Below are 26,379 nucleotides of genomic sequence, written 5' to 3'. Positions count from 1 at the left end.
TTTTACTCCGCTGGGCGTGGTCCAGCATCTAAACCGGAATTTTCAACTGTAAGTATAGGGCGAACGGTAATATCTTTATGTACACGCATTTGGCACGATAATCGTAAGTGGTCTTCAATTCCTTTTTCCGTAATAGCTTGTTTTTCATCATTTGTCGCCTCACAAAAATCACCTGCAATGACTTCAACTCTACAAGTTGTACATCTTGCTTTGCCACCGCAACGATGAAGAATGTGTACACCGTTATCTTCAAGTGCTAATACTAATTTCGTTCCTTCTTTAATATCGAAAGTTCCGGTACCTTCAACTGTTAATTTTGGCAAATTGATTCCTCCTCATGTAAAATGCTATATAACATATTTATGACCCGTATTCATGAACATAAACATAAAATTAATTATAAGCCCCGTAACTTTTTTATTTGTTCAATCGTTTATTAAGTAAGCGCTGAAAAGGAGTGGTTATTTTGTGCACAAAAGTAACTCAGGTTTTAAAGGATCATATCGATATGAATCATTCAAATATAAATTTTTTAATTACACATTATGCAGAGGTAAAAAGATACTGTACGTTTTTGACGAAAAACAAATGGGATGGGGAAGACCTTGCCCAAGAAGCAATTTGCAAAGTTCTTCAAAAGTATAGTGAGAAGGAAATTTGTATAACGCTTCTGTATAAAATTGCTCGAAATCAATGGTTAGATCAAATGAAATCAAAATCCGTTCAAGAAAAGTTAGAACAGCAAAATACATTTGAAGAACCACATGGAAAAATTGCAGATTTGCATGAAATGGTAGGGAAAGTATTGTCTTCGTTAAATGTGCAACAATCCGTAATTTTATTATTGAAGGATGTTTTTCAATATAGTATCGCGGATATAGCAAAAATATGCTCTGTATCAGAAGGGGCAGTGAAAGCATCTTTATTTAGGAGTAGAAATAGGCTGAAAACTGTAAATGAAGAAGGCATTGAAATAGTGGAGTACACGGATGATGTTGAAATCGTTGTAACTTCTATTCAAGAAGAAAGACCTGAATTGTTGACGAAACTTCTCCCAACAATAGATTTCACTAAGTTACCATCAATACAACCAGTGTTATTCTTCAGTATGAAACAATCTTCTTCTTACAGTTGTATGCTTAATGCGGCATAAAACAGATGGAGGGATTTATAATGAGTGTAATTCCTTACGTAATAGAACAAACGAAATTAGGAGAACGCTCCTATGATATATATTCAAGATTATTAAAAGACCGAATTATTATGATTGGTTCAGAAATTAACGATCAAGTTGCAAGCAGTGTAGTAGCACAATTATTGTTTTTAGAAGCGGAAGATGCAGAAAAAGATATATTCCTGTATATCAATAGTCCGGGTGGTTCAACGACAGCGGGATTTGCAATATTAGATACGATGAACCTTATTAAACCAGATGTGCAAACACTTTGTATGGGCTTTGCGGCATCATTTGGTGCGCTTTTACTATTAGCTGGCGCAAAAGGAAAAAGATTTGCGCTCCCTAACAGTGAAATCATGATTCATCAACCGCTCGGCGGTGTAAAAGGGCAAGCAACGGAGATTGAAATTACAGCAAAAAGAATATTAAAGTTAAAACATGATATTAACAAAATTATATCTAATCGAACAGGGCAACCAGTAGAAAAGGTAGCTCATGATACAGAAAGAGATTATTTTATGACGGCAGTAGAAGCGAAGGATTATGGAATTGTTGATGCAGTTATTGAGAAAAAATAACGTAAAACAGGCTAGAGAATATACTAAATTCTCTAGCCTGTTTTTGTCATTCTTTATTCTTTTATCCATTCATCAACTAAAGCTTGATTCTTTTTTATCCATTTTCGAGCAGCTTCTTCTGGATCTTTCGTTTTATTTAACATGACCATTAACGTACCAAGTTGTTCATCGTTCATTTTCCATTGATCAAAGTATTTCACAATATCCGGATGATCTTTTTCGAAACCTTTACGAACGGAGTAATAAATGTCATCTTTTTCACCATATACTTTCTTAGGGTCTTTTAAATATTTTAAGTCAAATTCTGAAAAGCCCCAATGAGGATTCCAAAGCGTAACAGCGATTGGTTTCTTTTTCGTATATGCCTTCTTTAGTTCGCTCATCATCGCAGCTTCTGAAGATTGGACAAGTTTTAGTTTTATATCATATTCCTTCATTGCTTTATTCGTTAAATTCATTAGGCTACTACCAGGTTCAATCCCAACAATTTTATTATCTAGCTCATCTTTATGTGCATTTAAATCTTCAATACTGTTAACGTTTTTCACATAAGAAGGGACGACTAAACCAAGCCCAGTACCTTCATACCATTTTGATTTTAAGACGAAGTCATCTTTGTAACGGGCATTTAATGGTTTATCCGTAACAGGAAGCCATACTTCTAGATTCGCATCAACATCACCACGTGCGACGCCAGTCCATATCGCAGCTTTTTCTAAATACATGAGTTCAACTTTATAGCCGTTTTCTTCTAATAAAACTTTCCACATATTTGCGGTTGCGATATTTTCTTTCCAACTTGTTACACCAAGTTTAATTTTTCCTTTCGAATTTGCATTTGTTGCATTACAAGAAGTGAAAATCATACTAATAAATAGTAACAGACTTATAATCCATATTTTTTTTCGCATTCAAAACCTCCTGTGAAGCTTTTGCTTTTTATAAATTAATCTATAAGTGAACCTTCTTATTATGAACGGAAACAAGAATTTTTAAAGAAATCTTATATATGTCATTTTTATGTAATATTTCTCTGTAAAATCGCAACACTATGTAAATAGATGGGTAGAAAAGGAGTAGTGACATGGATAATACAAAGGTACGTGTTGAAAATGTAACAAAAGTCTTTGGGAAACATCCGCAACGGGCGCTTACCTTATTAAAAGAAGGAAAAAGCAAATCGGAAATTTTAAAGGAGACAGGAATGAACGTTGGTGTGAAAAAGGCAACGTTTGAAGTATACACTGGAGAAATTTTCGTTATTATGGGTTTGTCTGGTAGTGGGAAATCTACATTGGTTCGAATGCTAAATCAATTAATTAAACCGACAGCGGGGCATATATACATAGATGGTGAAGACATCGCAACGATGGGAAAAGAAGAATTGCGAAGAGTAAGAAGGACGAAAATGAGTATGGTTTTTCAGAAGTTTGCTTTATTTCCACATCGTACGGTAATACAAAACGTTGCGTACGGGTTAGAAATTCAAGGAGTTCCAGTAGAGGAACGAGAAAATAAGGCGTTAGAATCGCTACAGTTAGTAGGACTCGATCATCATAAAGATAATTACCCTAGTCAACTTAGTGGTGGTATGCAGCAGCGTGTTGGAATTGCAAGGGCACTAACGAATAATCCAGATGTATTACTAATGGACGAGTCATTTAGTGCATTAGATCCACTAATTCGAAAAGAAATGCAAGATGAATTGTTAGAGTTACAAGATAAAATGGAAAAAACAATTATTTTTATTACACATGATTTAGATGAAGCTCTTCGAATTGGTGATCGTATCGCATTAATGAAAGATGGAGAAATTGTCCAAATTGGAACACCGGAAGAAATTATGATGAGCCCTGCAAATGAATTTGTAGAGAAATTCGTGGCGGACGTGAATTTAGGAAAAGTAATTACGGCGGAATCTATATTGAAACGACCGGAGACTTTATTAATTGATCGTGGACCACGTGTAGCACTTCAAATTATGAGGAATGCAGGTGTTTCTACGGTATATGTTGTAAACAAAAAGTATGAATTTCTAGGTATATTAACTGCGGATGATGCAAGTAAAGCGGTACAAAAACAATGGCCAATTGCTGATTTATTACTTAACGATATCCCGCACGTGTATTTAGATACATTACTGGAAGAAACGTATGCAAAAATGGCGGAGATGAAATATCCATTACCCGTAATTGATGAAAAGAAAAGGTTGAGAGGAATTATTAAACGTGAAAGTGTCATTCAAGCTCTTGCAGGTAACATTGAGGAAGAGGTGAAAGACGATGAATAATATTCCGCGCATTCCATTAGGCGAATGGGTCGATTCATTTGTTGCAAGTTTATATGAGCACTTTGAAGGCTTATTCCGAGGATTCTCCTATATTATCGGTGGATTTGTTGATTTACTCACTAATTTTTTAACAATAATACCAGCCATAGTGATGATTATCATCTTATGTTTCCTCATTTGGTACACAACGAGGAAATTATCTTTAGTCATTTTTACGCTCATCGGATTATTATTTATTTTAAATATTAACTACTGGGCACAAACGATGCAAACATTAGCGCTCGTACTTACGTCAGTTATTATTTCAATTATTATCGGAATTCCCATTGGCATTTTAGCATCTCAAAATGAACGTTTCTCAAAATTTTTAAAGCCGACATTAGATTTTATGCAAACAATGCCGGCATTCGTCTATCTCATTCCCGCGATAACATTTTTTGGAGTAGGCGTCGTACCAGGCATTATTGCTTCCGTTATTTTTGCTATGCCACCGACAATCAGATTTACAGACTTAGGAATTAGACAAGTTCCAGAAGATTTAATTGAAGCTGCGAATGCATTTGGTTCTACCGCATCACAAAAATTATTTAAAGTACAATTACCGCTCGCAACCGGAACGATCATGGCTGGCGTGAATCAAAGTATTATGCTTTCGTTATCAATGGTTGTAACAGCTTCACTTGTAGGAGCGCCAGGACTTGGCGTCGATGTATATCGCTCTGTAACACAAGTAAATATCGGAATGGGATTTGAAGCTGGACTAGCTATCGTCGTGATTGCGATTATATTAGACCGAATTACGCAAGGGTTTTATACAAAAAGAAAATAATTCAAAAAACACACTTTATACTACAAAGTGTGTTTTTTGAATTCGAATTACATCCGAACAATAACAGAGCCTCCAGCTGGTGCACAAACTTGGTTTTGCTGTTGTTCCATTGATTTTATTAATTGATTATTTTCTTCGATTAATGAGATTAATTTAGCTAATTGGCTTTCAAGGCTTGCGATGCGCTGCATCATGTATTGCGAATCATAATGCAGTGTATTCCTTACTGGATGGGGGGAGTAAGCATATTGTTGATTTATATTTGGATTCCAATGAGGATACATTTGAATCGTTCCTCCTTCAATAAATTACTGATCTTTCTTATAGTAAATGCCTATGTACATGTAATGGTGACTTAAAAATTCTTTCAAACGAAGAGGATTATGTAGGGGGAATGGAAAAGTAATAAAGTACATTTTCTGGAAATTTCCAAGCGGAATAGCAAATATATTAGGAGACAGCAACGTTCATGTAAATGGATATTATATGGGGAGAAATTATGAGAGGAGATGCTATTTTGGCTAATAATAAAAAAAGAAATGATGCTATGACAATTGGTGTCGCTATAGGTGTTGTAATCGGTGTAATTCCTGGTGTATTTACTGATAATATAGCAAGCGGAATAGCGATTGGGATTGCAGTTGGAATGGGGATTACGCTTTTGAAGAAATAATGAGTTATAAATTATTTTAATGTGAAAATTCTTGTTTCAAGAGATTGAATTTTCGGAATATAAAACCTATTTTCCCTTTTTTTATGATATTATATATGCAAAGGATGGTGATGGATATGCCAATAAACAATCAAGCAGAACAAAACTGCTTCATTTGTGAAAAACATAAAGGGAACATTACAGTTTCAGGTGGAGCTATTTACGAAGATGAACTCATTTACGTTGGACATGTCCATTGGGATGCAGAAGAAACATATCTTGGTTATGTAATGATTGATATAAAGAGACATGTACCTGGTCTCGCTGAATTAACTGAAGATGAGGCAAAGGCATTCGGACTGATAACAAGTAGAGTAAGTAAAGCGCTTAAAGAAAGCAAAGGTGCAGAACATATTTACAGTTTCGTTTCAGGTAATGGTGTACCACATTTGCATATGCACATTATTCCACGTTATCCAAATACACCAAAAGAGTTTTGGTCACCGACTGAAGTAGCAAATTGGACTGGTGCACCACATGGAGATTCAGAGAAAATTAAAAAACTATGCGAAAGAATACGAAAGTATATGGTAAATGAGTATGCATACAACAAATAATACACAATATTCATGGGTTGGAAGTAGGGAAATGTGTTTAGACGAAGTTTCAGTAAAGCAATATGGTGATATCGTACTTGGTAGATACGGCGGGAATATAAGTGCCGGAGCAAAAAAGAATGAAGACGGTGCATTAGTTTTGTCGAATGGTGATTGGGAATTCGCCGTTATATTAGACGGGCATAATAGTGCAGAAAGTGTTGAATTAGTAGTAAATACAATCCAAAAAGAATATGAAAATATAGAAGTGATTATGAAAGAATCAATTGAAACCGTATTTCGATCTGTTGAAAATTATATACTTACGATATTTCAATCCCGCTCATTTAAAGAAAAGTGCGAAAGGGTAAAAGGTGAAACGGCTTGCTTAATATGCGTAAGAAAAGAAAATTACATATGGTGGCTTTCCATAGGTGATTGCTTAGTTTATGTATTTCATGATGAATTACATAAATTAGGACAATATACATTGAATCAACGCCACTTTTACGAATGGATTGGAAATGTAAACACATTTGATTTACCCGTTCCTTGCTATTCATCAGGAATTCGTGAATTACGTACTGGAAAGAATCGAATTGTAATGGTGACAGATGGGGTATTAGAATGCGGGGAACGCCGTTATGAAACTCCATTAAATCTTTATAATGATATGAATGGAAATAATGTAGAGCTTAAAGAACATGTTCACAATGTTTTAGAACACGTTCATCATCAATTAGGACGAGATAGTGCGACCATTATTAGTTGGGACCTAGAAAACAAAACAAATGCTACGTATCCGAGTGATCAGCCGGAGAAAATTAAAGTAAAAAAATAAAAAGGAGAGGGTTTTCTGTCCGGTACAAAAATATCCTTATTAATTTTATGGGTGCTATCTTTATTGGTTTTTGAAAGAATAGCGAGAAAACAGTTAAATATACCGAAACAAAAAGGATGGAATAACCAATATGTGAATGATACACATAAGTGGGGAAATAGAATTATTATTTCCTCTTATATAGTTGTTATTGCTATAAGCACTTTTCTTCCAAATCGTATATATATGGGCTATGTACCTCTTTTATTTTTTATTACGTTATATGGATTTCAATCATATATGGAGTGGAAATATGATAAGGAATCGCGGGAGTTTTTGATTTCATTATTAGGAGTTGTAGCATTAATAATAACAGGGTTCATACTAAAATGATTATTGATGGTACAAATAATGAGATAACTAATTAATAAGAAACCATTCATCTATACATGAATGGTTTCTTATTATGTGTACGAAGTTCGGTCTTCGCAATTTAATCATTTATTTTAGCCAATATGGATTTAATGAAATTTGTTTTATCCTCTGCATATTTATGCTTATCATTAGGGTTAGCTGTTGAAAGTTGAATCTTTAACTGTTCATACTGCATACGAGAAGTTTTATTGTCTATTAAGTAATCTCTGAATTTTAATTGTTCTATTAAATATGGATTCCCTTGTTCATACATATGAATTTGATGAGTTCTTGGCTCACCTTTATTGAAATAATACCTTTCGGGTAATACATCTTTTCTATATTTATAATTTAATTGTTCTAGGTTCGTAATACATTTTAGACCACTTTTGGAATCTCTTAATTCCATCGCAATATCAATAATAGGTTTTGCGCTTAAATGCGGGATGGAAGTACTTCCAATATGGTGTATCGCTAAAATATATTTTCCAATGTGTTCCTCAATTAATTGTTTTTCTTTTGAAAACTCAAATTCCCACTCTTCGGACCACGGAACTAAAAACACTTTACCATAGGGTAAACCTAGCATTTAATTAGCACCCCCTTACATATTTTTTCAATAAAGTTACTTACATCTTCTTAAAACTCCTCAATACAAGAAACTCCCACAATCTCCAAGGAAGAACCTTCTTCGCAAAGATCATAAATTTTACACCTTTCCCAATTGGGTATCGTAATGTAGTACGCCTTGCTTCAGCAATTTCTACGATTTTATTTGCAACATCCATCGGATTACCAAGTGTATCGTTGCCATTGTTTATGTGCTTTTGTATTTTATCCATATATTCTTTGTAAGGAGAGGTTGTATCAGATTGGTTTTCAGCTAATTGTTTACCAACTTCCCATATGTTCGTGTTATAAGAACCAGGTTCAAGTAAGGCAACGTCTATTCCGAAAGGCTTTACTTCTAAGCGAAGGGATTCACTCCAGCCTTCTAATGCATATTTTGAAGAAACGTAAGGAGATAGACCAGGGAATCCTACTTTCCCGCTAATACTGCTTATATTAATGATTTTTCCGCTTTTCTGCTTTCTCATATATGGTAAGACAAGTTGCGTGATGGATATAGCTCCAAAAAGATTTGTTTCAAATTGTTTACGGTAGTCCTCCACTGGGATTTCTTCGATAAAGCCCCCATTTGCATATCCTGCATTATTTATGAGAATGTCTATTCTGTTTATTTCGTTTAAAAATAATTGGAAGTTATGTATAGAACCTTGATCTGTTACATCTAATTGTTTAACTTTTATATTTTGTTGTAAGTCGAGTTTAGTAGCTTGAGATATTAAGTCTATTTGTTTCTCAAGATTGCGCATTGTAGCAATGACAAAATAGTCTTTTTTTGCAAGTTCAAGTGTCGTTAAAAGTCCGAATCCACTTGATGCTCCTGTAATAATCGCGATTTTTTTATTCATTGTTCGCTCGCTTTCTTTTTCTTTTATCATAACGAGTTATAAAGAGAAAATCTATTTATTGTATAAAGATATTTGATATAATTGAAAATAATTATCAATTAAATTTTGGTTTTTACATAAAAGGAGTGTGGGTTTCATGGAGACTAACGGTTTTCATGATATTTTTCATAAATATTTTTATGGTTTACAAGTTGTAGAGGAAAGACATATGAATGTTCCAAAAACAATAGGTATGGGTGAAATACGAAGATGTACTTCATTTTCAGGTATGGAAATTGTGTTATCAAATTATCAATTTCATAATAACCATCGCATCCAGTTTGCATCTGATGCAGCAATGGTGGAGCTTAATTTTTGTTTACAAGGGTTCGGAGGAGTGCAAGTTGGTCATTCTTCGTATGAATTAATGACTGGAAATAGCTATTTATATTTTATGAATGATTTTGATGTAGTATTTGAATATGAAAAAGAAACGCCTCTATATTCATTAGCGATTGGGATTCCTGTACAATTGTTTAATCATTTCATGATGAATAATGCTATTGAAAAAAGTCTTGATTTTCATTCTATATTAGGAAATCAATCTTTTAAAAAGTTTCAAAATCCAATTGATTCTATAACATCTAATCTTATTAAGAGAATGATAGAGCATCCCCAAAAGGATCGTATTAGTCAACTAGAATTAGAAAGTAAAGCGCTCGAATTGCTTTCTATACATTTGGGGAGAGTGTTGCTTAATGATTGTGACGCAAATAAAAGGAGTCAATTATCAAAACAGGATTTGAATAAAATAAAACAGGCTGAAGAAATTTTACTTCAACGAATGGAATCACCCCCATCATTATTAGAATTAGCTAAAATAGTAGAGTTAAATGATTATAAATTAAAAATTGGGTTTAAAGAATTATTTGGGATGTCCACATTTGCATATTTACGAGAAAAGCGTATGGAGCATGCGATAGATTTACTGCGTTCGGGAAATAGTAATGTGACCGAAACGGCATTTGCAGTTGGATACAATAATGTCAGTCATTTTTCAGAGTTATTTCGTAAAAAGTATGGAATGAATCCATCAGAATTTTTACGTATTTATTAACGTAAAACAGGAATAATCCGCTATACCGTAAATTCCTCCGTCATTTGGTAGTTGCTTTTTGTAATGGTCATTATAATTACAAACAACATCCAATTGGAAATAACTTTTTATGGAGGAATTTAAATGAAAGAACGGAATGAAAGTCATTTTTGGATATTTGTATTAACAGGAATGTTTCTTATTATAACAACGACGGGTTTTGCACGTATGGCATATGGAATTATATTGCCGTTTATGCAAGAAGGACTCCATTTATCTACAGCTCAAGCAGGTATGTTAGGAACCATACTCTTTTTAGGGTATTTATTAACAGTCGGAACATCTGGAATACTTACTATCCGTTTTGGAGCAAAATCAGTTTTATTAATAGGGAGTTGGCTCGTCGTTATAAGTTTAATAGGATTAGCATTTGTCTCCTCATTTTGGATAGCCTCTATTTGTATGTTATGTGCTGGAGCTGGTAGTGCCCTTGTATATACACCACTCATGTCAATAACAGTAGGATGGTTTCCAGAAAAAAGAGGAACTGCAATGGGGCTATTATTAAGCGGTGCTGGCATAGGCATGCTATTTAGTGGAATAATTGTTCCTTATATAGTACGTGCATTTCCAGAGTATAGTTGGCGTGGTTCATGGCTTTTGTTTGGAGTTATTACATGTATTGTTGTATTCGTTGCCTCAATTGTTTTGAAAAATCCAGAAGTTACTGAAGATGAGGGGGAAAGGAATAATAAGTCGTTTTTATGGAAAACGAAAGAGCTATACATCATTGCATGGATGTATTTTATTGTGGGCGTTGTTTATTTAATTCCAAATTTATATCAAACTAGTTTTATGATTAATAATGGTATTGCGGCATCAATTTCGGGAACTGTTTATGCGATTGCAGGAATGTTTTCAATCGTAGGAGCTCCTGTCTGGGGATTGATTTCGGATCGGGTTGGTATAAAGAAGACGTTATGTATTGCACTTTTATTAGCTGTAATAGGTGATATGATTCCAATTATATTTGGACATACCATTGGCTTTATCATGTCGGCAATTATTTGGGGTTCCAGCCTCGGAGGTATCCTTTTATTAATTCAAGTTGCTGCTTCAAAGCAAGTATCTCCGAAATATGTCTCAATGGCAATTAGTTTTATATCCGTTTTCTATGCAGTTGGTCAAATGATTGGACCAGGACTTGCAGGATGGATTATCGGGGAAAGTGGATATACAACAGCTTATGGATTAGGTGCTTTTGGTTTCTTTATGTGCATATGTTTGGGATTAAGGCTAAAAAGAGGGGATCTGGCAAACTCAGCGTATATAGAGAAGTGAGTATTGTCTTGAAATGAATCTTTTTAATGGGGGGAAGCAAAGTGTTCCATGTTAAAGACGTATTAGCAGATCAGTTATTAGCAAATGCGAATGATCCCAGTTGGTATATTCCATTTTCAGATGCAGTTAAGGATTTATCTGAGAGAGAAGCTTTCTGGAAACCGAATGAAGAGTGTAATAGTATAGCTGAAATTGTACAACATTTACTGTATTGGAATACGACGTGGCAAACTAGGTACAAAGAATCAAATGTTAATGCTGTGCCCGCTATTGGTGATAATAACAAAAGTTTTATGCTATCAGATAATCAAACATTTGAAGAGTTAAGAGAAAAACTATTAGAGAAACTGTTACAATGGCAAAGTCTCATAAATGAAGACAAGGTTGAAAGTGATGTAATTGGATTTCCTGTATCTGCGAAGTGGTGGGAAGTATTAGCTAATGTAACGACTCATAACGCGTATCACATTGGTCAAATTATTTACATTCGGAAATTACAGAAGAGTTTTGATAATGAATAAGATAATAATTCTCAAATTAGGTGAACAAAAGTGGACAAAACGAGACAGATGTCTCATTTTGTCCACTTTTTTATTATGAAAGAAAAGAGAAAACCTATTAAATCAGGGATTAGAATTTGGCACAGTACTTGCAATATAAAAGATGAACAAGAAAATAGGAGGGCTGGACATGTTAAAAACAACTGAAAGTAAAGGGAATGAAATTACGAAAGAACAAGCTCGTTGGATGTATGAAAAAATGTTAGAGATTCGTAAGTTTGAAGACAAGGTGCATGAATTATTCGCGCAAGGCGTTCTGCCAGGTTTCGTTCATTTATACGCTGGTGAAGAAGCAGTAGCAGTTGGTGTATGTGCCCACTTAACAGATAGTGACAGTATTACAAGTACGCATAGAGGTCACGGCCATTGTATCGCAAAAGGTTGTGATTTAAATGGCATGATGGCCGAACTTTTTGGGAAAGCGACAGGGTTATGTAAAGGTAAAGGTGGTTCAATGCATATTGCCGATTTAGATAAAGGAATGCTTGGTGCAAATGGGATTGTAGGCGGAGGTTTTCCACTTGCTTGCGGTTCAGCATTAACAGCTAAATATAAAGGAACGAAAGATGTAAGTGTTTGCTTCTTCGGAGACGGAGCAAATAATGAAGGAACATTCCATGAAGGGGTTAATTTAGCAGCGATTTGGAAGTTACCAGTTATTTTTATCGCAGAAAATAACGGTTACGGTGAAGCAACAACATTTGAATATGCTTCTAGTTGTAACTCTATTGCTGATCGTGCAAAAGCATATAACATTCCGGGTGTTCAAGTAGATGGAAAAGATCTATTAGCAGTATATAAAGCGGCGGAAGAGGCTGTTGAGCGTGCACGTAATGGCGGTGGCCCAACTTTAATTGAATGCATGACATATCGTAATTACGGTCATTTTGAAGGAGAAGCACAAACGTATAAAACAGCGGAAGAAAAAGAAGAACATTTAAATGAAAAAGATGCGATTGTGCATTTCCGCAAGCATTTAATTCATGAAGCTTTATTAACGGAATCCGAACTTGTGGATATGGAAAAGGCAGTAGATGAAGCAGTACAAAAATCAATTGAATTTAGTGAAAACAGTCCATATCCAGAGGATGAAGAATTATTAAAAGATGTATACGTTTCTTACAAATAAGAGGAGGGTGAAAAATAATGACTAGAACAGTAAGTATGTCAACTGCAATTAATGAAGCGATGAAAATATCAATGCGTCGTGATGAAAACGTAATTTTAATCGGAGAAGATGTTGCAGGCGGTGCACAAGTGGATCACTTGCAAGATGATGAAGCATGGGGCGGTGTACTCGGTGTTACGAAAGGACTTGTACAAGAATTTGGTCGAAATCGTATTTTAGATACTCCAATTTCAGAAGCGGGTTATATGGGAGCGGCGATGGCAGCTGCTGCAACAGGTTTACGTCCGATAGCTGAATTAATGTTTAATGATTTTATCGGTAGTTGTCTTGATCAAGTATTAAACCAAGGTGCAAAGTTCCGCTATATGTTCGGTGGAAAAGCGAAAGTGCCAGTTACAGTACGTACGATGCACGGTGCTGGATTTAGCGCAGCGGCACAGCATTCACAAAGTTTATATGCGTTATTTACGAGCATTCCAGGTATAAAAGTTGTCGTTCCTTCCACTCCTTATGATGCAAAAGGCTTATTATTAGCGGCAATTGAAGATGACGATCCAGTAATCTTCTTTGAAGATAAAACACTTTACAATATGAAAGGCGAAGTACCAGAAGGGCACTATACAATTCCTTTAGGAAAAGCAGATATTAAACGTGAAGGTTCTGATGTAACAATCGTTGCAATTGGAAAACAAGTTCATACAGCACTTGCAGCTGCAAAGCAATTATCGGAAAAAGGACTCGAAGTAGAAGTAATCGATCCACGTTCTTTATCACCGCTGGATGAAGATACGATTTTAGCATCTGTTGAAAAAACGAATCGCCTGATTGTTATTGACGAAGCAAATCCAAGATGTAGTATCGCAACAGATATTGCGGCAATTGTAGCGGATAAAGGATTCGATTTGTTAGATGCACCTATTAAACGAATTACAGCACCACATACACCAGTTCCGTTTTCGCCACCACTTGAAAAGTTATATTTACCAACGCCGGAGAAAGTAATTGAAACTGTATCAGAAATGATCGGAGACCAATCTTTATTACATGTGTAATGAAACGATGAGAAGGGAGAGAGAAACATGGCTGTAGAAGTTGTAATGCCGAAGTTAGGTATGGCGATGAAAGAAGGTATTATTACGAGCTGGAATATTAAAGCAGGTGATAATGTAGAAAAAGGTGAACTAATTGCTAGTATTAACTCGGAAAAAATCGAAACTGAAATAGAAGCACCAGCTGATGGAACTGTTCTTGATATAGCTGTAAGTGAAGATGAGGGAGTGCCGCCGGGTACTGTAATTTGCTACATCGGTAAACCGGACGAAAAAGTAGAAGTTCATGAAAACATACATGTTGTAGAAGAAAAAGCATCTAATCCAGAACCTAAAAAGGTACAACATCCAGAACCATATGCGATAGATGTGACGAAGCAAAGAGTTAAAATATCTCCAGTAGCAAAGAAAATTGCAAAAACTGAAAATCTCGATATTAGATCATTAATTGGTACAGGACCTGGCGGAAGAATTACAAAGGTAGATGTATTAAAGGCGCTTGAAGAAAGAGTAGCAATTCCAGAAGTACTTGAACAAGAAGAAAGTAAAGTCATTCCTATTACTGGTATGCGAAAAGCAATTGCGAACCGTATGCATGCAAGCTTACAAAATAGTGCGCAATTAACATTAACGATGAAAGTAGATGTTACAGATTTAGTTGCTTTACATAAAAATATGGCTGAAGTTGTGCAAAAACGCTATGAAAATAAATTAACAATTACAGATTTCGTCGCACGCGCTGTTGTATTAGCACTTCGGGAGCATAAAGAAATGAACAGCGCGTATATAAATGATGCCATTCATCAATTTGAACATGTTCATTTAGGTATGGCGGTCGCGTTAGAAAAAGGGTTAGTCGTTCCAGCTATTCGCTTTGCTAATAATCTATCTTTAGTAGAGTTATCTAAAGAGATTAAAAATGTGGCACAAAAGGCACGAGCAGGCAGTTTAAGTAGTGATGATATGCAAGGGACAACATTTACAATTAGTAATTTAGGTAGCTTCGGTATTGAATATTTTACGCCAGTATTAAATACACCTGAAACTGGTATTTTAGGTGTAGGTACAATTGAACATGTTCCTGTATATAAAGGGAAAAAATTAAGAAAAGGAAGTATGTTACCTTTAAGTTTAACATTCGATCATCGTGTACTAGACGGTGCACCAGCAGCTGCATTTTTACGCACAATTAAAGAGTATTTAGAAGAGCCTGTAACAATTCTTTTATAAAGAGAAGGTGAGAAAATGAGTAATTTAGTTGTTATTGGGGGCGGACCTGCTGGTTATGTAGCGGCAATTACCGCGGCTCAAAATGGAAAAGATGTCACTCTTATTGATGAAGCTGATCTTGGCGGGACTTGTTTAAATGTCGGTTGTATGCCTACGAAATCATTGTTAGAAAGTGCGGAAGTATACGATATTGTTAATCATGCGAATCGTTTTGGAGTATTAGTAGATAAGCAGAATATATCAATTGATTGGAAACAAATACAGACGAGAAAATCACAAATTGTTACGCAACTCGTACAAGGTATACAATATTTAATGAAGAAAAATAAAATAAAAGTTATACAAGGTAAAGCGAAATTTGAAACGGATCACCGTGTGCGAGTTACACATGGTGATAAAGAAGATGTAGTAGTTGGAGACCAGTTTATTATAGCGGCAGGATCAGAACCAACTGAATTACCTTTTGCTCCATTTGATGGGAAGTGGATTTTAAATAGTAGTCATGCAATGTCCCTAGAAAATATACCAAAATCATTATTAATCGTTGGTGGTGGTGTAATAGGTTGCGAGTTTGCAAGCATTTATAGTCGTCTTGGAACAAAAGTTACGATTGTTGAAATGGCATCGCAATTATTACCTGGTGAAGATGAAGATATCGCACAAATTTTAAGGGAGAAACTAGAAAATGATGGCGTAAAAATATTTACAGGAGCGGCTTTAAAAGGATTAAATAATTATAAGAAGCAGGCTTCATTTGAATATGAAGGAAGTATCCAAGAAGCCAACCCGGAATCCATTCTCGTTTCTGTAGGTCGAAAACCACGTGTACAAGAATTAGCTTTAGAAAAAGCAGGCATTCAATTTTCAAATAAAGGAATTTCTGTGAATGAACATATGCAAACAAATAGATCACATATTTACGCAGCGGGTGATGTGATTGGTGGAATACAGCTTGCTCACGTTGCCTTCCATGAAGGAACGACAGCGGCATTACACGCGAGCGGAGAAGATGTGAAAGTAAACTATCATGCTGTACCTCGCTGTATTTATACAGCTCCAGAAATTGCTAGTGTCGGTTTAACAGAAAAAGGAGCAAGAGAGCAATACGGTGACATCCTCATCGGAGAATTCGTATTTACAGCGAACGGAAAAGCGCTTATTATTGGAGAACAAACGGGGAAAGTAAAAGTTATTGTGGAACCTAAATATCAAGAAATTGTAGGGATTTCTATTATCGGTCCTCGTGCAACCGAACTAATCGGACAAGGAACGGTGATGATTCATACAGAAGTAACCGCTGATATAATGAGAGATTATATTGCAGCACATCCAACTTTATCTGAAGTGATTCATGAGGCATTATTGCAGGCAGTAGGACATGCTGTACATGCTTGAAGGTAAAAAGTCCAGTCTAATAGGACTGGTCTTTTTAGTAAATAATATTTAAGTAGCAATATGTATAAAAAGATACTAGAAAAATCACTATACTCTCATGTTTTTTTAATCGATGAGAGTATAGTGATTTTGAAATTTCTTCGCTTATTTAATTGAAATGCGCTGTTACTATTTGATTTCAATTGCTGAAGTTATGTCGTTCCAATCCGCTGCTAAATTAGCAGTTTGACCATACCAATCAGAGTGTCTAAAGGAGACACCTTTTCCATATCCTTGAGTTGAAGAATGTTCCCATAGCGTTGTTGAATAACTTGCAGAAGGTGAAGCTGTACTTACAGAAGAAATTCTGTCGTTCCAGCTAGAAGGTAGGTTTTTAAAGCCACTGCTCCAATAAATATACTGTCCACCTTTATTTTGATGCTCATAAAAATCGGTACTACCAGCACCACTACCTAAAGGGTTAATTTGATTTTTAAGTACCTTTTTATCCTTTTCAATAAAAGCATTCAATGTTTCTCTGCTAGTAAAGCCATAAGCTAACCAATCTCCATTTTCATTTTGCTTAGGTAGTACCATAGTAATTTGGATGTCTTTTTTTGATTGATCGCTTAATTTTGTAAATGAATTAACATTCTTTTCATCAACTTTTAAATAGTCAAATGATTTAATTGTATTATCTTTTTCTGCAGCACTTACTACTCCTAATCCTCCAGTTAATGCAAAACCTGCTACTAATGTCCCTGCTACTAATTTCTTCAACATATAACCATCCCTTTTTGTTTAGATTTTTGTACAGGTAAAACTTGTACATGTAAAATGTATTCCAATTTCACATTTTTGTAAATATTCTGAAGTTTTAGAAAAAATAGGCGGAATATTTACAGTTTTGCATTTATTCTTTAGAAAAAATAGCTATTGGAATGATATAATAAATAGATATATTGCTTTTGTTGGATGTTAAAATGTTTTAGGAGAGATATCATTGAAATATTTTACAAGAGATTGGTATAAAGAAATGCAACTTTCAGGATTTGTACATTTCATAGAATCAATAGAAAAATGTAAAGAAATAGATCCCGATTATTTACAAAGTTTGAAAGATGAAGTAGAAGAAAGGAAAGAAGATTTATTAAATTATCTTCCTGAAACGCTACATTCATACTTTTATAACAACACTATTGATTCAAAATATCCCCCTAATGAATTAAGGAAACTTTTGTTAGAGTGGACAGCAGATTATGAAAAAAAGAATGACACAATTAGATCAATCATACTTAGAATATTTTAATTCCATTAAGAAAAAACTTCCGTCAAACGTTGTTCAATTACATGAATTCTCACTGCATGATAGTGTGATTAAAGTAGTAAAGTGTAAGTCAGAATATACTTTGTCTATCGTATTAGATTGCACTGGTACTTTTAGGGATTTCAATAAACTTCAAGTTTCTTTTACAGGAGTGACCAAATGTTCTATACCTGAAAATTTTGAAGGTGCTTGGTGGCTATACCATGAAATAGAGCTTACTGAAGACGGTTTCGAACTGGGTGTTTTATTTGACTGTCCATTTAGAGAAGTGACGATTTGTGCAACGAATTTATTACTTGAAAAGAAATAATATCATGCCTTTAAATTACAAATGTTTGACATGATGAAAAAATGAAGATATTGTAGATACATGAAGTCTGCAATAGGAGCCGTATTATGAAATATTCTAAAGCTACAAATTACGCTCTTCACACAATGCTTTTTCTGGCAGAGGCTACGCCAAATAAGTTAGTTAGTGTTCATCAGTTAGCGGAAATGCAGAAAGTTTCACCAACATACTTGTCTAAAATACTAACTAAATTGACGAAGGAAGGCATGATTCATTCATCATCAGGACCTAAAGGTGGTTATTCACTTAGCAGTAATTGGGAAGATATCTCTTTTTTAGATATTATACATGCTATTGAAGGAAAAACATCATTGTTTGAATGCTGTTTACATCAGGAACCTGGATGTTTAATTAATGAAGTAATGCTTGCGGCAGAGGAAAAAATGGAAGAAGAGTTACGAAATCAAAAAATCGTAGATCTTGCGAAAAAAATAAATGTGGATTTTTAATCCGCTTTTATTTTTAAATTAATTAAGGATAAAAAGACTCTTTAATATCTATAATTATAGTTAAATGAGTTAAGCTTATTCATGGAGGATGTTTATTTATGAAATGTATTGACTGTGCAGTAATAGGTGCAGGTCCAGCAGGGCTTAATGCAGGTTTAGTTTTAGGGAGAGCTCGTAAACAAATAGCGTTATTTGATAATAAAACGAATAGGAATCGTGTAACGCAAAAGTCTCATGGATTTATTACACATGACGGGATTAAACCAGAAGAGTTTAAGGAATTAGGGTTAAATGATTTGAAGAAGTATCCATCGATTCATTATTATGAAAAAACAGTTTTAACGATAACGAAGCAATCGACTGGTTTATTTGAGATTATGACATTAGATCATAAAAAATATTTGGCGGAAAGAGTTTTATTAGCAACAGGTATACAGGAAGAATTTCCATCCATCCCTAAAGTACGGGAATTCTATGGAAAAAGTTTATTTAGTTGTCCGTATTGTGATGGATGGGAATTAAAAGACCAACCTCTTATTATTATTTCTGAAAACGAAGATTATACGTTGCATATGACAAAATTAGTTTATAACTGGTCTACGGATTTAGTAATCGCAACAAATGGTAATGAGTTAAGTAAGCCTTTCATGGATGAACTGTGTAATAAAAATATAAGAGTTATTACAGAGCCTATTCGTTCACTACAAGGTGAAGAGGGTTATTTAAAGCGAGTAGAGTTTCATTCAGGTTTGCACATTGAAAGAGCCGGTGGATTTATAGTACCTACTTTTTTTAGACCAAATCAATTTTTAGAACAACTTGGTTGTGAACTGCAAAGTAATGAAACTTTTGTAATAGATGATTTTGGTCGTACTTCAGAAAAAAATATTTACGTAGCAGGAGAAACAACGACTCAAGGTCCATCGTCGTTAATTATTGCTGCATCACAGGGAAATAAAGCGGCGATTGCTATTAATAGTGATATTACAGATGAGCGGTTCTAACTAGCATTTAGAAGGAGGAGAAGATGATGAATAACATGTGGGATGATCGATTTAAGTCGGATGAATATTATTATGGGGAAGAACCTAATACGTTTATTCAAGAACAAGCATTTCGTTTAGCAAATTATAATAAAGTAATAGCTTTCGCAGAGGGAGAAGGTAGAAATGCTGTTTTTCTAGCAAGAAAAGGCCACGAAGTGACTGCTATTGACTACTCTGAGAGTGGATTAGAAAAAACAAAAAAGTTAGCCGAGAAGTATGACGTAAACGTGCATACAAAAAAGGTAGATTTATTAACTGATAGTTTGCCAGATAATGAATTCGATGCGGCAATTATGGTATTTGGACATTTTCATGCTGACAATCAAAAAATGGTATTGAATAAAATGATTTATACGATTAGGCCTGGTGGATTAATAATGTTTGAAGTTTATTCGAAAAAACAATTAAATTATGGTACTGGTGGGCCAAAAGATATTGATATGCTGTATGATCCAATTGATATTCTTACTTGGTGTGAAGGGCATGAGGTTATTCATTTCTTTAATGGAGAACAAGAGCGAATTGAAGGGAAAGGACATACTGGCTTAGCTCATGTTATTCAAGTTGTTATTAGAAAATCAATATAAATGTTATTGGAAGTTGAATACTTGAATGTAAAAAGACCAGTCATTTAAGACTGGTCTTTTTATTTAGATACTAGATTATCAAGCTTCCAATATGTATTTGTTAATGGAGCAACTTTACTATCAATATACAAATACATGTTATTTAAGTCTTTAGGAGAAGTTTTCATTTCAAATACAACGTCAGTAGTTAAAGAGAATTCGTGTGGAACATTTTTATAGTGCTCGTCACCTATCGGATGAGCTTCACCTTCATATTTCTGACCAGTTTTTTCATCTTGTATGAAATATTTTATTTCCGAAAGATCAATAGTTTGTCCATCGTCTCGAACATTATTAATCATAACACGAGTTGTTAGGCGCCACTCTTTGTCTATTTTTTCAAATTTTGCATTTTCAACTGTTGCTCTATAGTATTCATTTTTAACAATTTCCCCATAATGCATTGCGTTTTTTTCAAAAGTGCTTTTTTCTTTTTTGGGTGTAGAATTACCGTTACATCCTGCCATGATTCCTGTAAATATTAATGCTGTACAAGTTACTTTAATTATAGATTTCATAGTAATCCCTTTCTGTATTAAAAAGTAAAACATAGGAATAATTTTACATCAATAGGAAGGTAAATGGAAGTATGTTTGTGGAATATGCAAATATACATTTATTTCGTTTTCAAGTTAATCGGATAGAAATAGGGAGAAAAACTGTATAAAGCTGAATAAATAAGAATTGAAAATATTGTAATACAGAAAAAGCATGCATATAATTAAAATAAAGATTAAATTTCTGAATCTTCAATAATGGTGGTGATAACATGTTCACTGAAGAGCGTAGAGAGAAAATTTTAGAGTTACTTAAGAGAGATGGAAGAGTAATCGCAAAGGATCTTGCGGAAAGTTTTGATATGTCTATTGATTCTATAAGAAGAGATTTGTCTATTATGGAGAAGGATGGTTTATTAAAAAGAACGCACGGAGGTGCAGTTGAACTTACGCGAGTGAGAAACTTAGCTGCCGAACCATCGAAACGTTATCGTGATAGTTCAATAGATGAAGATGCGATTGCGAAAGTTGCTGTATCCTACATACAAGAAGGAGGTTCCGTTTTTATTGGAGGGGCTTCCATTCATTATGCCATGTTAAAGTATTTACCTGAAACATCATTTACAGTTATTACGAATGCTTTAGAAATTGCTAGTAAGTTACAGGAATATAAGAACATTGATACGTACTTAATTGGTGGAAAAGTGAAACCATCAGGAAATATGACAGATACACTTGCCTCTGAATTGATAAGTAGATTCTCTATTGATCTTTATTTCTCTACAGGTGGCGGTATTTCATTGAATGGTATAAGTACTGCGACACCGGAAGTTGCTTATTTTGGAAAAACAGTAAGTAAAATTGCTAGAAGAAATATTTGTTTAGCTCCTCATACTAAACTTGGAATAGACTGCTTTATAAAAGGAGAGTCACTGATAGAAATTGACCTTATAATAACAGATGAAGGGGCTAGTAAAGAAACGATTCAACAATTTGAGAAACAAGGTAAAGAAATTGTAATAGCGTCAATAGACCTCATTTAAAAGGAGTTTGAAATGATTATAAAAGGACAAGAGTTTCATACGAATGGATTAACTTATACAGTTCGTTCTGCAGTTCAAACGGATGCTGAGCAGTTATCGGAAATTAGAGTTCAGATCGATGGAGAAACTGAGAATATGGATAGAGAAGCTGGAGAGGGATTTATAGATAAGATAGGGTTTCAAAAAATAATAAAAACAGATAGTGAAGAGATGAAGAATCTCTTTTTAGTTGCAGAAGTGCACAATCAAATCGTTGGATTTTCAAGATGCGAAGGATCAAAGTTGAAGAGATTAGCCCATAAAGTAGAATTTGGTGTTTGTATTTTAAGAGAGTTTTGGGGATATGGAATGGGTAAGAGTCTATTGCAACAATCTATTCAGTGGGCTGATGAAAATGAAGTGAAAAAGATATCATTGCAAGTGTTAGAGAAAAATGAAAAAGCCATCCAACTTTATAAAAAATTAGGTTTGGAGGTAGAAGGTATTCTAAAAAATGATAAAAAACTGTCGGATGGTAAGTATTATAATACGGTAGTAATGGGAAGGTTTACTGATACTTTTCATAAAAGAGGTGAAGAAGTATGTTTTACAGAAGGAAATACTATGTAGTAAAAAATGAATTCATAGAAATATTTAATGATCATTTCAATGATACTAATTTACCTAATCAAATAAAATATGGTTCTCGTTTAATAGGACGCTGGATGAAAGATAATAATGATGGTACGACTGAAGTATTTGCAATATGGGAATATGATAGTTATGAACAGTATAAAGAAATTGAATCAAAAATTAGAAGCGACAAGATACATGTTAAAAGAATACATGATTGGTATGAAAAACATGGCGGGAAAGAATATGTTTTACAGGAGTACATATTAGAGTTAAAAAATGAAGAGTTAGTATGTACTGTAAAGTGATAGAGAGGTGAGGAATAATGGGAATTAAAACAAAATTATATTTTAGTTTAGCATCCACCATTTTATTTGCAATAGCGGTGATAGTTTTCTTTATAAACGGCAATCCACAAAAGTGGTTTTGGTTAAGTATTTTCTTTGCGTCCATTATACAAAATATAGTTCTACTAAAAAAGAATAAAGAAGGTCATTAAGATATTCAAATTATTAACATATTTGTGTCATCTTTCTAGTTGTATTGAAAACGCTTTTATTCAGTTTTATAATAAAAGTATGTTTTATAAATCTCCAAAACAATTAATAGGGGAGATGATACAATGTTAGCTTCACCGTTTTACTTACATACATGGAAAAAGTTTGTTGATGAAGGAGTCCTTGATTCGAACCGTATAAACGAAAGAATTTCAGAGTCATGGCATCGATGTAAACAAGTAAATGTGAATCCTCATATGAATAAAGGTCAGAAAATTTGGTCTTCTGATATTTTTCAGGATCAAAAGAAAAAGAGTGAAATCTTCCTTGATATAGCAATACCTCAAATACAAAATATGAGAAAAACCATTGATGAACTGCAAATGATGGCATTATTAATTGATCCAGATGGTTATGTTCTATCATTAAGTGGAAATCAGCAAACGTTGAAACGAGCGAAACATATTAATTTTATTGAAGGTGTGAAATGGACGGAAGCAGCTGTTGGTACAAATGCGATAGGAACAGCGTTACAGATTGAAGAGGCTATTATGATAAGTGGTACAGAGCATTATTCTGTCGCATCTCATAGCTGGAGCTGTGCGGCCTCTCCGATTCATAATGATGATGGGAAATTAATTGGTGTTCTAGATTTCTCCTGTCCAATTGAGTTTTCACATCCATATATGCTCGGAATGGTAACTTCGATCGCGCATGCGATTGAACGTGAATGTAGTATTCGAGTACATCAAAATGAACTGCATTTAATCCATCGTTTTTTAGATGTAATTGACAGTGATGAACAAGTTGTTATTTGTAACCATCGTGATGTTATCGTTTCTGCGAGCAAGAGGGTTCGTGAACGAGTATGTAATTGGTCACGAATGAAACTTGAAGATTTAATGCACAATGGATTGAAACCTAAATTAGAGGTACCGGTATATAGTAATGATAGAATGATTGGGAAATGTATTTACTTAAAGGAAAATAAACAAGAAAATTTATTTTCTACTTACCCGTTTATAAACGGAATTACTTTCCCTGGAGTTATTGGGACAAGTAGCGTATTTCAACATACTTTAGAAGAAATTAAGCTTGTTTCACCAACTGACGCTAGTGTATATGTTTGTGGAGAAACAGGTGTAGGGAAAGAATATGTAGCGAGAGCGATTCATGAAAATAGTCCAAGAAAAAATGGTCCTTTTATAGCTGTTAACTGCGGTTCATTACCGAAAGAATTAATGGAAAGTGAATTATTCGGTTATGCTGAAGGTGCGTTTACAGGTGCGCGGCGCCAAGGATATAAAGGGAAATTCGGACAAGCAGATGGAGGAACAATATTTTTAGATGAAATTGGTGAAGTACCGCCAGAGATGCAAGTGGCATTATTGCGTGTTTTGCAAGAACGAACAGTAACCTCAATTGGTAGTTCAAAAGAGGTACCAGTAAATATTCGTATTATTACTGCGACACATAAAGATTTACTACGATTAGTAGAAGAAGGGAAATTCCGTCAAGATTTATATTATCGTTTACATGTTTATCCGCTATATGTTCCGTCCTTAATAGAAAGAAAAGAGGATATTCCGTACTTCATACAACATTTTTGTGAACGAAAGGATTGGAATGTTGTATTTCCAAAGAGTATTTGTAATCAATTTTCACAGCATACATGGCCCGGAAATATTCGAGAATTATTAAATGTATTAGAACGCATATACATTTTGTCGCAAGGACGGGAAATATGCGAAAAACAAATCTCTTTTTTATTACAAACAATGATTGGAAATCAACATCAACTTGAAATGCAAGCAGAAAATAAAACGGAGCATACATTAAATTTCCGTGAAAAAATACAGCGTGATAGCATGATTGAAGCGCTAGAAAAGACGAACGGAAATGTTTCATTAGCTGCAAAACTATTAGATGTGCCACGCAGTACATTTTATAAACGTATGCAAAAATTTAGGCTATAAAAGTAGATTTTTGTAATCTACTTTTTCTTTATGGGCTCACGTTCTGTCGGAATGTGCGCTTGCCAGGGAAATAATAGAATAATTAGAAAGAAGATTTCCTGAAGGGGGTTAGCATGTGAAGTATATTGAAATTGGAATCGGGAATAGGTGGTTCATTCGAACGGAAACCGAAAATAAAGATGGAACTGAATTCGAGGAACGAGGAATTATTAAACCAATTTATTTTGAGTCTTTATATGTACGGATTTGGTTTCGGAAAACGTGTTTTATTTTTGATACGAAAGAGGGCTTTAAGAAAGTAAGAAAAAGTAGAGCTGAGTATAAGTTTATTGTTGGAATGGTGAGTAGGTTAAAACAATAGAATCAAATAGGGGGTGTTTTTATGATTAGAATTATCACATTCATACTCGCTTTTATTATAATGGGCTATTCTATTTACAGTTGGAATGATGATTCGAAGCAAAGTATGCTCATTTTACAATTACTTTTAGGTTTTATGCTTGCCGGTATGGGGATACACAACGTTAAGAAGGATGAAAAAGAGAATAAGAATATGGGGCTTTTGCTATTACTTACATCACTTTTTTGTATTATTGTATCGTTAATAAAATATTTTAAATAAACCGTTACTAAGCATATTGAGTAACGGTTTTTTGAGGTTATAATGTGCTATTTATATAACCCCGTCGTATACATTACCGTTAAAGTATGTACAATTTCTTCTAATTCTAGTTCTTTATCATTTTGCACGATTGTCCAAAGAAACGTTTCATTCATAGAGAACCAGCCGCATGCGACAATCTCTTTATTTAACTCAGTTCGTACTAATTCATTTTCCTGGGAATGGGTGATGTCTTGTATAATCCGTGTTACAAAGCGTTCGCGAATCTCATCCCATTTTTGACGTATTTCTTTTGAGGTTCTTATTGCTTCTTCAACAACTTGTAATATAGCTCTTTCTTCTTGTGCTAACTGTAAAAAAGCGCGCACTTGATTCTGAATCATATCTAGTGCTTCGGCCTTTGTTTGAGGGGAAAAAGAGCGATCAGCAATATCATAAAAGCGATTCATAACATCTTCCATCAAAACGACGAGGAGAGCATCTTTGTTTTTAAAATATACATATGCTGTTCCATAACCAGTTTCTGCATGTTTAATAATTTGCGTGATTGTAGTTTTTTGAAATCCGTTTTTTATAAACATAGTATAACCGGAATGTAATAGTTTCTTTTTTGTTTCTAAGGAGCGGTGTTTTCTTGTTGAAAGAGTAGAATTTTTCAAGGAATCACCTCTTTATACTGAAATATCTGAAAATATAATTGTATTGTAAAAGAAGTTCGTATATAAAGTCAACTGACATAATATCAT

At 34.3% G+C, this 26,379-nt stretch carries 32 protein-coding genes and 1 pseudogene; 25 read left to right on the top strand and 8 right to left on the bottom strand.

The annotated features are described in order from the left end of the window. Positions 1–2 precede the first annotated feature (2 nt). Positions 3–323, bottom strand: a complete 321-nt coding sequence (locus tag DN408_RS29900) for a 2Fe-2S iron-sulfur cluster-binding protein (RefSeq protein WP_001125405.1) — start codon at positions 321–323, stop codon at positions 3–5. Positions 324–466: 143 nt separating this feature from the next. Here DN408_RS29900 and DN408_RS29895 point away from each other — a divergent pair, with 143 nt between their 5' ends. Together DN408_RS29895 and clpP are read left to right on the top strand one after the other, a co-directional pair. After that, the gene (locus tag DN408_RS29895; RefSeq protein ID WP_033734059.1) at positions 467–1,153 is read left to right on the top strand and encodes an RNA polymerase subunit sigma-70; all 687 of its coding nucleotides are present in this window, start codon (positions 467–469) and stop codon (positions 1,151–1,153) included. 20 nt (positions 1,154–1,173) lie between these two features. Then, complete coding sequence (clpP, locus tag DN408_RS29890) at positions 1,174–1,755, top strand: ATP-dependent Clp endopeptidase proteolytic subunit ClpP (RefSeq protein WP_078178694.1); 582 nt, start codon at positions 1,174–1,176, stop codon at positions 1,753–1,755. A 53-nt stretch (positions 1,756–1,808) separates the two neighbouring features. Here clpP and DN408_RS29885 read toward each other — a convergent pair whose 3' ends face one another. Next, positions 1,809–2,666: a glycine betaine ABC transporter substrate-binding protein gene (locus DN408_RS29885; protein WP_078178693.1), complete on the bottom strand. Its 858-nt coding sequence runs from the start codon at positions 2,664–2,666 to the stop codon at positions 1,809–1,811. Between the two features lie 173 nt (positions 2,667–2,839). On the opposite strand from DN408_RS29885, the gene DN408_RS29880 reads away from it, so the two are divergent. Beyond that, positions 2,840–4,045, top strand: coding sequence for a quaternary amine ABC transporter ATP-binding protein (locus DN408_RS29880; protein ID WP_000370622.1), 1,206 nt, complete (start codon positions 2,840–2,842; stop codon positions 4,043–4,045). Further along, positions 4,038–4,874, top strand: a complete 837-nt coding sequence (locus DN408_RS29875; protein ID WP_002127727.1) for an ABC transporter permease — start codon at positions 4,038–4,040, stop codon at positions 4,872–4,874. Before DN408_RS29880 ends, DN408_RS29875 begins: the two co-directional genes overlap by 8 nt. A 47-nt stretch (positions 4,875–4,921) precedes the next feature. Here DN408_RS29875 and DN408_RS29870 read toward each other — a convergent pair whose 3' ends face one another. Next, positions 4,922–5,158 carry a hypothetical protein gene (locus DN408_RS29870; protein ID WP_002085127.1) on the bottom strand — a complete coding sequence of 79 codons (237 nt, stop codon included), beginning with the start codon at positions 5,156–5,158 and terminating at the stop codon, positions 4,922–4,924. A 215-nt stretch (positions 5,159–5,373) separates the two neighbouring features. Between DN408_RS29870 and DN408_RS29865 the strand changes: the two genes are divergently transcribed. The 4 genes from DN408_RS29865 to DN408_RS29850 all read left to right on the top strand — a co-directional run bounded on the left by DN408_RS29865 (position 5,374) and on the right by DN408_RS29850 (position 7,335). Further along, complete coding sequence (locus tag DN408_RS29865; protein ID WP_078178697.1) at positions 5,374–5,547, top strand: glycine zipper domain-containing protein; 174 nt, start codon at positions 5,374–5,376, stop codon at positions 5,545–5,547. A 104-nt stretch (positions 5,548–5,651) separates the two neighbouring features. Further along, entirely contained in the window at positions 5,652–6,143 is a 492-nt protein-coding gene (locus DN408_RS29860; protein ID WP_078178696.1) for an HIT family protein, read from the top strand. Further along, a complete protein-coding gene (locus DN408_RS29855; RefSeq protein WP_170935230.1) occupies positions 6,127–6,963 on the top strand; it encodes a PP2C family serine/threonine-protein phosphatase in 837 nt (278 codons plus the stop codon). Before DN408_RS29860 ends, DN408_RS29855 begins: the two co-directional genes overlap by 17 nt. 63 nt (positions 6,964–7,026) lie before the next feature. Then, positions 7,027–7,335: a DUF4181 domain-containing protein gene (locus DN408_RS29850; RefSeq protein WP_078178692.1), complete on the top strand. Its 309-nt coding sequence runs from the start codon at positions 7,027–7,029 to the stop codon at positions 7,333–7,335. Between the two features lie 100 nt (positions 7,336–7,435). Here DN408_RS29850 and DN408_RS29845 read toward each other — a convergent pair whose 3' ends face one another. Further along, entirely contained in the window at positions 7,436–7,945 is a 510-nt protein-coding gene (locus DN408_RS29845) for a GrpB family protein (RefSeq protein WP_002200267.1), read from the bottom strand. Positions 7,946–7,985: 40 nt separating this feature from the next. Then, entirely contained in the window at positions 7,986–8,831 is an 846-nt protein-coding gene (locus tag DN408_RS29840; protein WP_016127101.1) for an oxidoreductase, read from the bottom strand. 136 nt (positions 8,832–8,967) lie between these two features. Here DN408_RS29840 and DN408_RS29835 point away from each other — a divergent pair, with 136 nt between their 5' ends. From DN408_RS29835 to lpdA, 7 genes are all read left to right on the top strand, one after another. Beyond that, positions 8,968–9,927, top strand: a complete 960-nt coding sequence (locus DN408_RS29835) for a helix-turn-helix domain-containing protein (RefSeq protein ID WP_003189870.1) — start codon at positions 8,968–8,970, stop codon at positions 9,925–9,927. A gap of 123 nt (positions 9,928–10,050) precedes the next feature. Then, entirely contained in the window at positions 10,051–11,247 is a 1,197-nt protein-coding gene (locus DN408_RS29830) for an MFS transporter (RefSeq protein ID WP_002013052.1), read from the top strand. Positions 11,248–11,288: 41 nt separating this feature from the next. After that, positions 11,289–11,768 carry a DinB family protein gene (locus DN408_RS29825; RefSeq protein ID WP_002085139.1) on the top strand — a complete coding sequence of 160 codons (480 nt, stop codon included), beginning with the start codon at positions 11,289–11,291 and terminating at the stop codon, positions 11,766–11,768. A gap of 169 nt (positions 11,769–11,937) precedes the next feature. After that, positions 11,938–12,936 carry an acetoin:2,6-dichlorophenolindophenol oxidoreductase subunit alpha gene (gene acoA / locus DN408_RS29820; protein WP_002127717.1) on the top strand — a complete coding sequence of 333 codons (999 nt, stop codon included), beginning with the start codon at positions 11,938–11,940 and terminating at the stop codon, positions 12,934–12,936. A 17-nt stretch (positions 12,937–12,953) separates the two neighbouring features. After that, on the top strand, positions 12,954–13,988 hold the full coding sequence (gene acoB, locus DN408_RS29815) for an acetoin:2,6-dichlorophenolindophenol oxidoreductase subunit beta (protein ID WP_002127716.1): 1,035 nt from the start codon (positions 12,954–12,956) through the stop codon (positions 13,986–13,988). Positions 13,989–14,015: 27 nt separating this feature from the next. Beyond that, entirely contained in the window at positions 14,016–15,215 is a 1,200-nt protein-coding gene (locus tag DN408_RS29810) for a dihydrolipoamide acetyltransferase family protein (protein WP_098632531.1), read from the top strand. A gap of 15 nt (positions 15,216–15,230) precedes the next feature. Further along, entirely contained in the window at positions 15,231–16,610 is a 1,380-nt protein-coding gene (lpdA, locus tag DN408_RS29805) for a dihydrolipoyl dehydrogenase (protein WP_098632533.1), read from the top strand. A 168-nt stretch (positions 16,611–16,778) separates the two neighbouring features. Here lpdA and DN408_RS29800 read toward each other — a convergent pair whose 3' ends face one another. Then, entirely contained in the window at positions 16,779–17,372 is a 594-nt protein-coding gene (locus DN408_RS29800) for a hypothetical protein (RefSeq protein ID WP_002013060.1), read from the bottom strand. 220 nt (positions 17,373–17,592) lie between these two features. Between DN408_RS29800 and DN408_RS29795 the strand changes: the two are divergent. From DN408_RS29795 to DN408_RS29780, 4 genes and pseudogenes are all read left to right on the top strand, one after another. After that, positions 17,593–18,226: pseudogene (locus DN408_RS29795) on the top strand (DUF4085 family protein). A gap of 86 nt (positions 18,227–18,312) precedes the next feature. Next, positions 18,313–18,714, top strand: coding sequence for an Rrf2 family transcriptional regulator (locus DN408_RS29790; RefSeq protein WP_002127709.1), 402 nt, complete (start codon positions 18,313–18,315; stop codon positions 18,712–18,714). Between the two features lie 98 nt (positions 18,715–18,812). After that, entirely contained in the window at positions 18,813–19,718 is a 906-nt protein-coding gene (locus DN408_RS29785; RefSeq protein WP_003189881.1) for an NAD(P)/FAD-dependent oxidoreductase, read from the top strand. 23 nt (positions 19,719–19,741) lie between these two features. After that, positions 19,742–20,347: a class I SAM-dependent methyltransferase gene (locus DN408_RS29780; RefSeq protein ID WP_175491556.1), complete on the top strand. Its 606-nt coding sequence runs from the start codon at positions 19,742–19,744 to the stop codon at positions 20,345–20,347. Positions 20,348–20,406: 59 nt separating this feature from the next. Here DN408_RS29780 and DN408_RS29775 read toward each other — a convergent pair whose 3' ends face one another. Beyond that, the gene (locus tag DN408_RS29775; protein ID WP_000835754.1) at positions 20,407–20,904 is read right to left on the bottom strand and encodes a hypothetical protein; all 498 of its coding nucleotides are present in this window, start codon (positions 20,902–20,904) and stop codon (positions 20,407–20,409) included. Between the two features lie 251 nt (positions 20,905–21,155). Between DN408_RS29775 and DN408_RS29770 the strand changes: the two genes are divergently transcribed. From DN408_RS29770 to DN408_RS29745, 6 genes are all read left to right on the top strand, one after another. Then, the gene (locus DN408_RS29770) at positions 21,156–21,926 is read left to right on the top strand and encodes a DeoR/GlpR family DNA-binding transcription regulator (RefSeq protein ID WP_078422468.1); all 771 of its coding nucleotides are present in this window, start codon (positions 21,156–21,158) and stop codon (positions 21,924–21,926) included. A 12-nt stretch (positions 21,927–21,938) separates the two neighbouring features. Continuing rightward, on the top strand, positions 21,939–22,535 hold the full coding sequence (locus DN408_RS29765; protein WP_002013071.1) for a GNAT family N-acetyltransferase: 597 nt from the start codon (positions 21,939–21,941) through the stop codon (positions 22,533–22,535). Continuing rightward, positions 22,508–22,846, top strand: coding sequence for an NIPSNAP family protein (locus DN408_RS29760; RefSeq protein WP_002127705.1), 339 nt, complete (start codon positions 22,508–22,510; stop codon positions 22,844–22,846). The genes DN408_RS29765 and DN408_RS29760 overlap by 28 nt, the downstream gene beginning before the upstream one ends. Positions 22,847–23,160: 314 nt before the next feature. Further along, positions 23,161–25,011, top strand: coding sequence for a sigma-54-dependent Fis family transcriptional regulator (locus DN408_RS29755; RefSeq protein WP_147740506.1), 1,851 nt, complete (start codon positions 23,161–23,163; stop codon positions 25,009–25,011). 115 nt (positions 25,012–25,126) lie between these two features. Next, positions 25,127–25,372 carry a DUF3977 family protein gene (locus DN408_RS29750; protein ID WP_000873838.1) on the top strand — a complete coding sequence of 82 codons (246 nt, stop codon included), beginning with the start codon at positions 25,127–25,129 and terminating at the stop codon, positions 25,370–25,372. A 21-nt stretch (positions 25,373–25,393) separates the two neighbouring features. Then, positions 25,394–25,633 (top strand): DUF3953 domain-containing protein, encoded by a 240-nt coding sequence (locus tag DN408_RS29745; RefSeq protein WP_002165667.1) that lies wholly within the window; start codon positions 25,394–25,396, stop codon positions 25,631–25,633. A 47-nt stretch (positions 25,634–25,680) separates the two neighbouring features. Here DN408_RS29745 and DN408_RS29740 read toward each other — a convergent pair whose 3' ends face one another. Continuing rightward, positions 25,681–26,292, bottom strand: a complete 612-nt coding sequence (locus tag DN408_RS29740; RefSeq protein WP_016127093.1) for a TetR/AcrR family transcriptional regulator — start codon at positions 26,290–26,292, stop codon at positions 25,681–25,683. Positions 26,293–26,379 lie beyond the last annotated feature (87 nt).

Source organism: Bacillus sp. AR13-1 (genome assembly GCF_008042285.1).
GTDB classification, from domain to species: domain Bacteria; phylum Bacillota; class Bacilli; order Bacillales; family Bacillaceae_G; genus Bacillus_A; species Bacillus_A mycoides.
This window is presented reverse-complemented; position numbering and strand designations above follow the sequence as displayed.

What these genes read in the sequence shown, in the direction of transcription:
- clpP (WP_078178694.1), top strand. Translation starts at nt 1,174, where the DNA reads ATGAGTGTAATTCCTTACGTAATAGAACAAACGAAATTAGGAGAACGC.
- DN408_RS29885 (WP_078178693.1), bottom strand. Translation starts at nt 2,666, where the DNA reads ATGCGAAAAAAAATATGGATTATAAGTCTGTTACTATTTATTAGTATG.
- DN408_RS29880 (WP_000370622.1), top strand. Translation starts at nt 2,840, where the DNA reads ATGGATAATACAAAGGTACGTGTTGAAAATGTAACAAAAGTCTTTGGG.
- DN408_RS29875 (WP_002127727.1), top strand. Translation starts at nt 4,038, where the DNA reads ATGAATAATATTCCGCGCATTCCATTAGGCGAATGGGTCGATTCATTT.
- DN408_RS29870 (WP_002085127.1), bottom strand. Translation starts at nt 5,158, where the DNA reads ATGTATCCTCATTGGAATCCAAATATAAATCAACAATATGCTTACTCC.
- DN408_RS29865 (WP_078178697.1), top strand. Translation starts at nt 5,374, where the DNA reads ATGAGAGGAGATGCTATTTTGGCTAATAATAAAAAAAGAAATGATGCT.
- DN408_RS29860 (WP_078178696.1), top strand. Translation starts at nt 5,652, where the DNA reads ATGGTGATGGATATGCCAATAAACAATCAAGCAGAACAAAACTGCTTC.
- DN408_RS29855 (WP_170935230.1), top strand. Translation starts at nt 6,127, where the DNA reads ATGCATACAACAAATAATACACAATATTCATGGGTTGGAAGTAGGGAA.
- DN408_RS29845 (WP_002200267.1), bottom strand. Translation starts at nt 7,945, where the DNA reads ATGCTAGGTTTACCCTATGGTAAAGTGTTTTTAGTTCCGTGGTCCGAA.
- DN408_RS29840 (WP_016127101.1), bottom strand. Translation starts at nt 8,831, where the DNA reads ATGAATAAAAAAATCGCGATTATTACAGGAGCATCAAGTGGATTCGGA.
- DN408_RS29835 (WP_003189870.1), top strand. Translation starts at nt 8,968, where the DNA reads ATGGAGACTAACGGTTTTCATGATATTTTTCATAAATATTTTTATGGT.
- DN408_RS29830 (WP_002013052.1), top strand. Translation starts at nt 10,051, where the DNA reads ATGAAAGAACGGAATGAAAGTCATTTTTGGATATTTGTATTAACAGGA.
- acoA (WP_002127717.1), top strand. Translation starts at nt 11,938, where the DNA reads ATGTTAAAAACAACTGAAAGTAAAGGGAATGAAATTACGAAAGAACAA.
- acoB (WP_002127716.1), top strand. Translation starts at nt 12,954, where the DNA reads ATGACTAGAACAGTAAGTATGTCAACTGCAATTAATGAAGCGATGAAA.
- DN408_RS29810 (WP_098632531.1), top strand. Translation starts at nt 14,016, where the DNA reads ATGGCTGTAGAAGTTGTAATGCCGAAGTTAGGTATGGCGATGAAAGAA.
- lpdA (WP_098632533.1), top strand. Translation starts at nt 15,231, where the DNA reads ATGAGTAATTTAGTTGTTATTGGGGGCGGACCTGCTGGTTATGTAGCG.
- DN408_RS29800 (WP_002013060.1), bottom strand. Translation starts at nt 17,372, where the DNA reads ATGTTGAAGAAATTAGTAGCAGGGACATTAGTAGCAGGTTTTGCATTA.
- DN408_RS29790 (WP_002127709.1), top strand. Translation starts at nt 18,313, where the DNA reads ATGAAATATTCTAAAGCTACAAATTACGCTCTTCACACAATGCTTTTT.
- DN408_RS29785 (WP_003189881.1), top strand. Translation starts at nt 18,813, where the DNA reads ATGAAATGTATTGACTGTGCAGTAATAGGTGCAGGTCCAGCAGGGCTT.
- DN408_RS29780 (WP_175491556.1), top strand. Translation starts at nt 19,742, where the DNA reads ATGATGAATAACATGTGGGATGATCGATTTAAGTCGGATGAATATTAT.
- DN408_RS29775 (WP_000835754.1), bottom strand. Translation starts at nt 20,904, where the DNA reads ATGAAATCTATAATTAAAGTAACTTGTACAGCATTAATATTTACAGGA.
- DN408_RS29770 (WP_078422468.1), top strand. Translation starts at nt 21,156, where the DNA reads ATGTTCACTGAAGAGCGTAGAGAGAAAATTTTAGAGTTACTTAAGAGA.
- DN408_RS29765 (WP_002013071.1), top strand. Translation starts at nt 21,939, where the DNA reads ATGATTATAAAAGGACAAGAGTTTCATACGAATGGATTAACTTATACA.
- DN408_RS29760 (WP_002127705.1), top strand. Translation starts at nt 22,508, where the DNA reads ATGTTTTACAGAAGGAAATACTATGTAGTAAAAAATGAATTCATAGAA.
- DN408_RS29755 (WP_147740506.1), top strand. Translation starts at nt 23,161, where the DNA reads ATGTTAGCTTCACCGTTTTACTTACATACATGGAAAAAGTTTGTTGAT.
- DN408_RS29745 (WP_002165667.1), top strand. Translation starts at nt 25,394, where the DNA reads ATGATTAGAATTATCACATTCATACTCGCTTTTATTATAATGGGCTAT.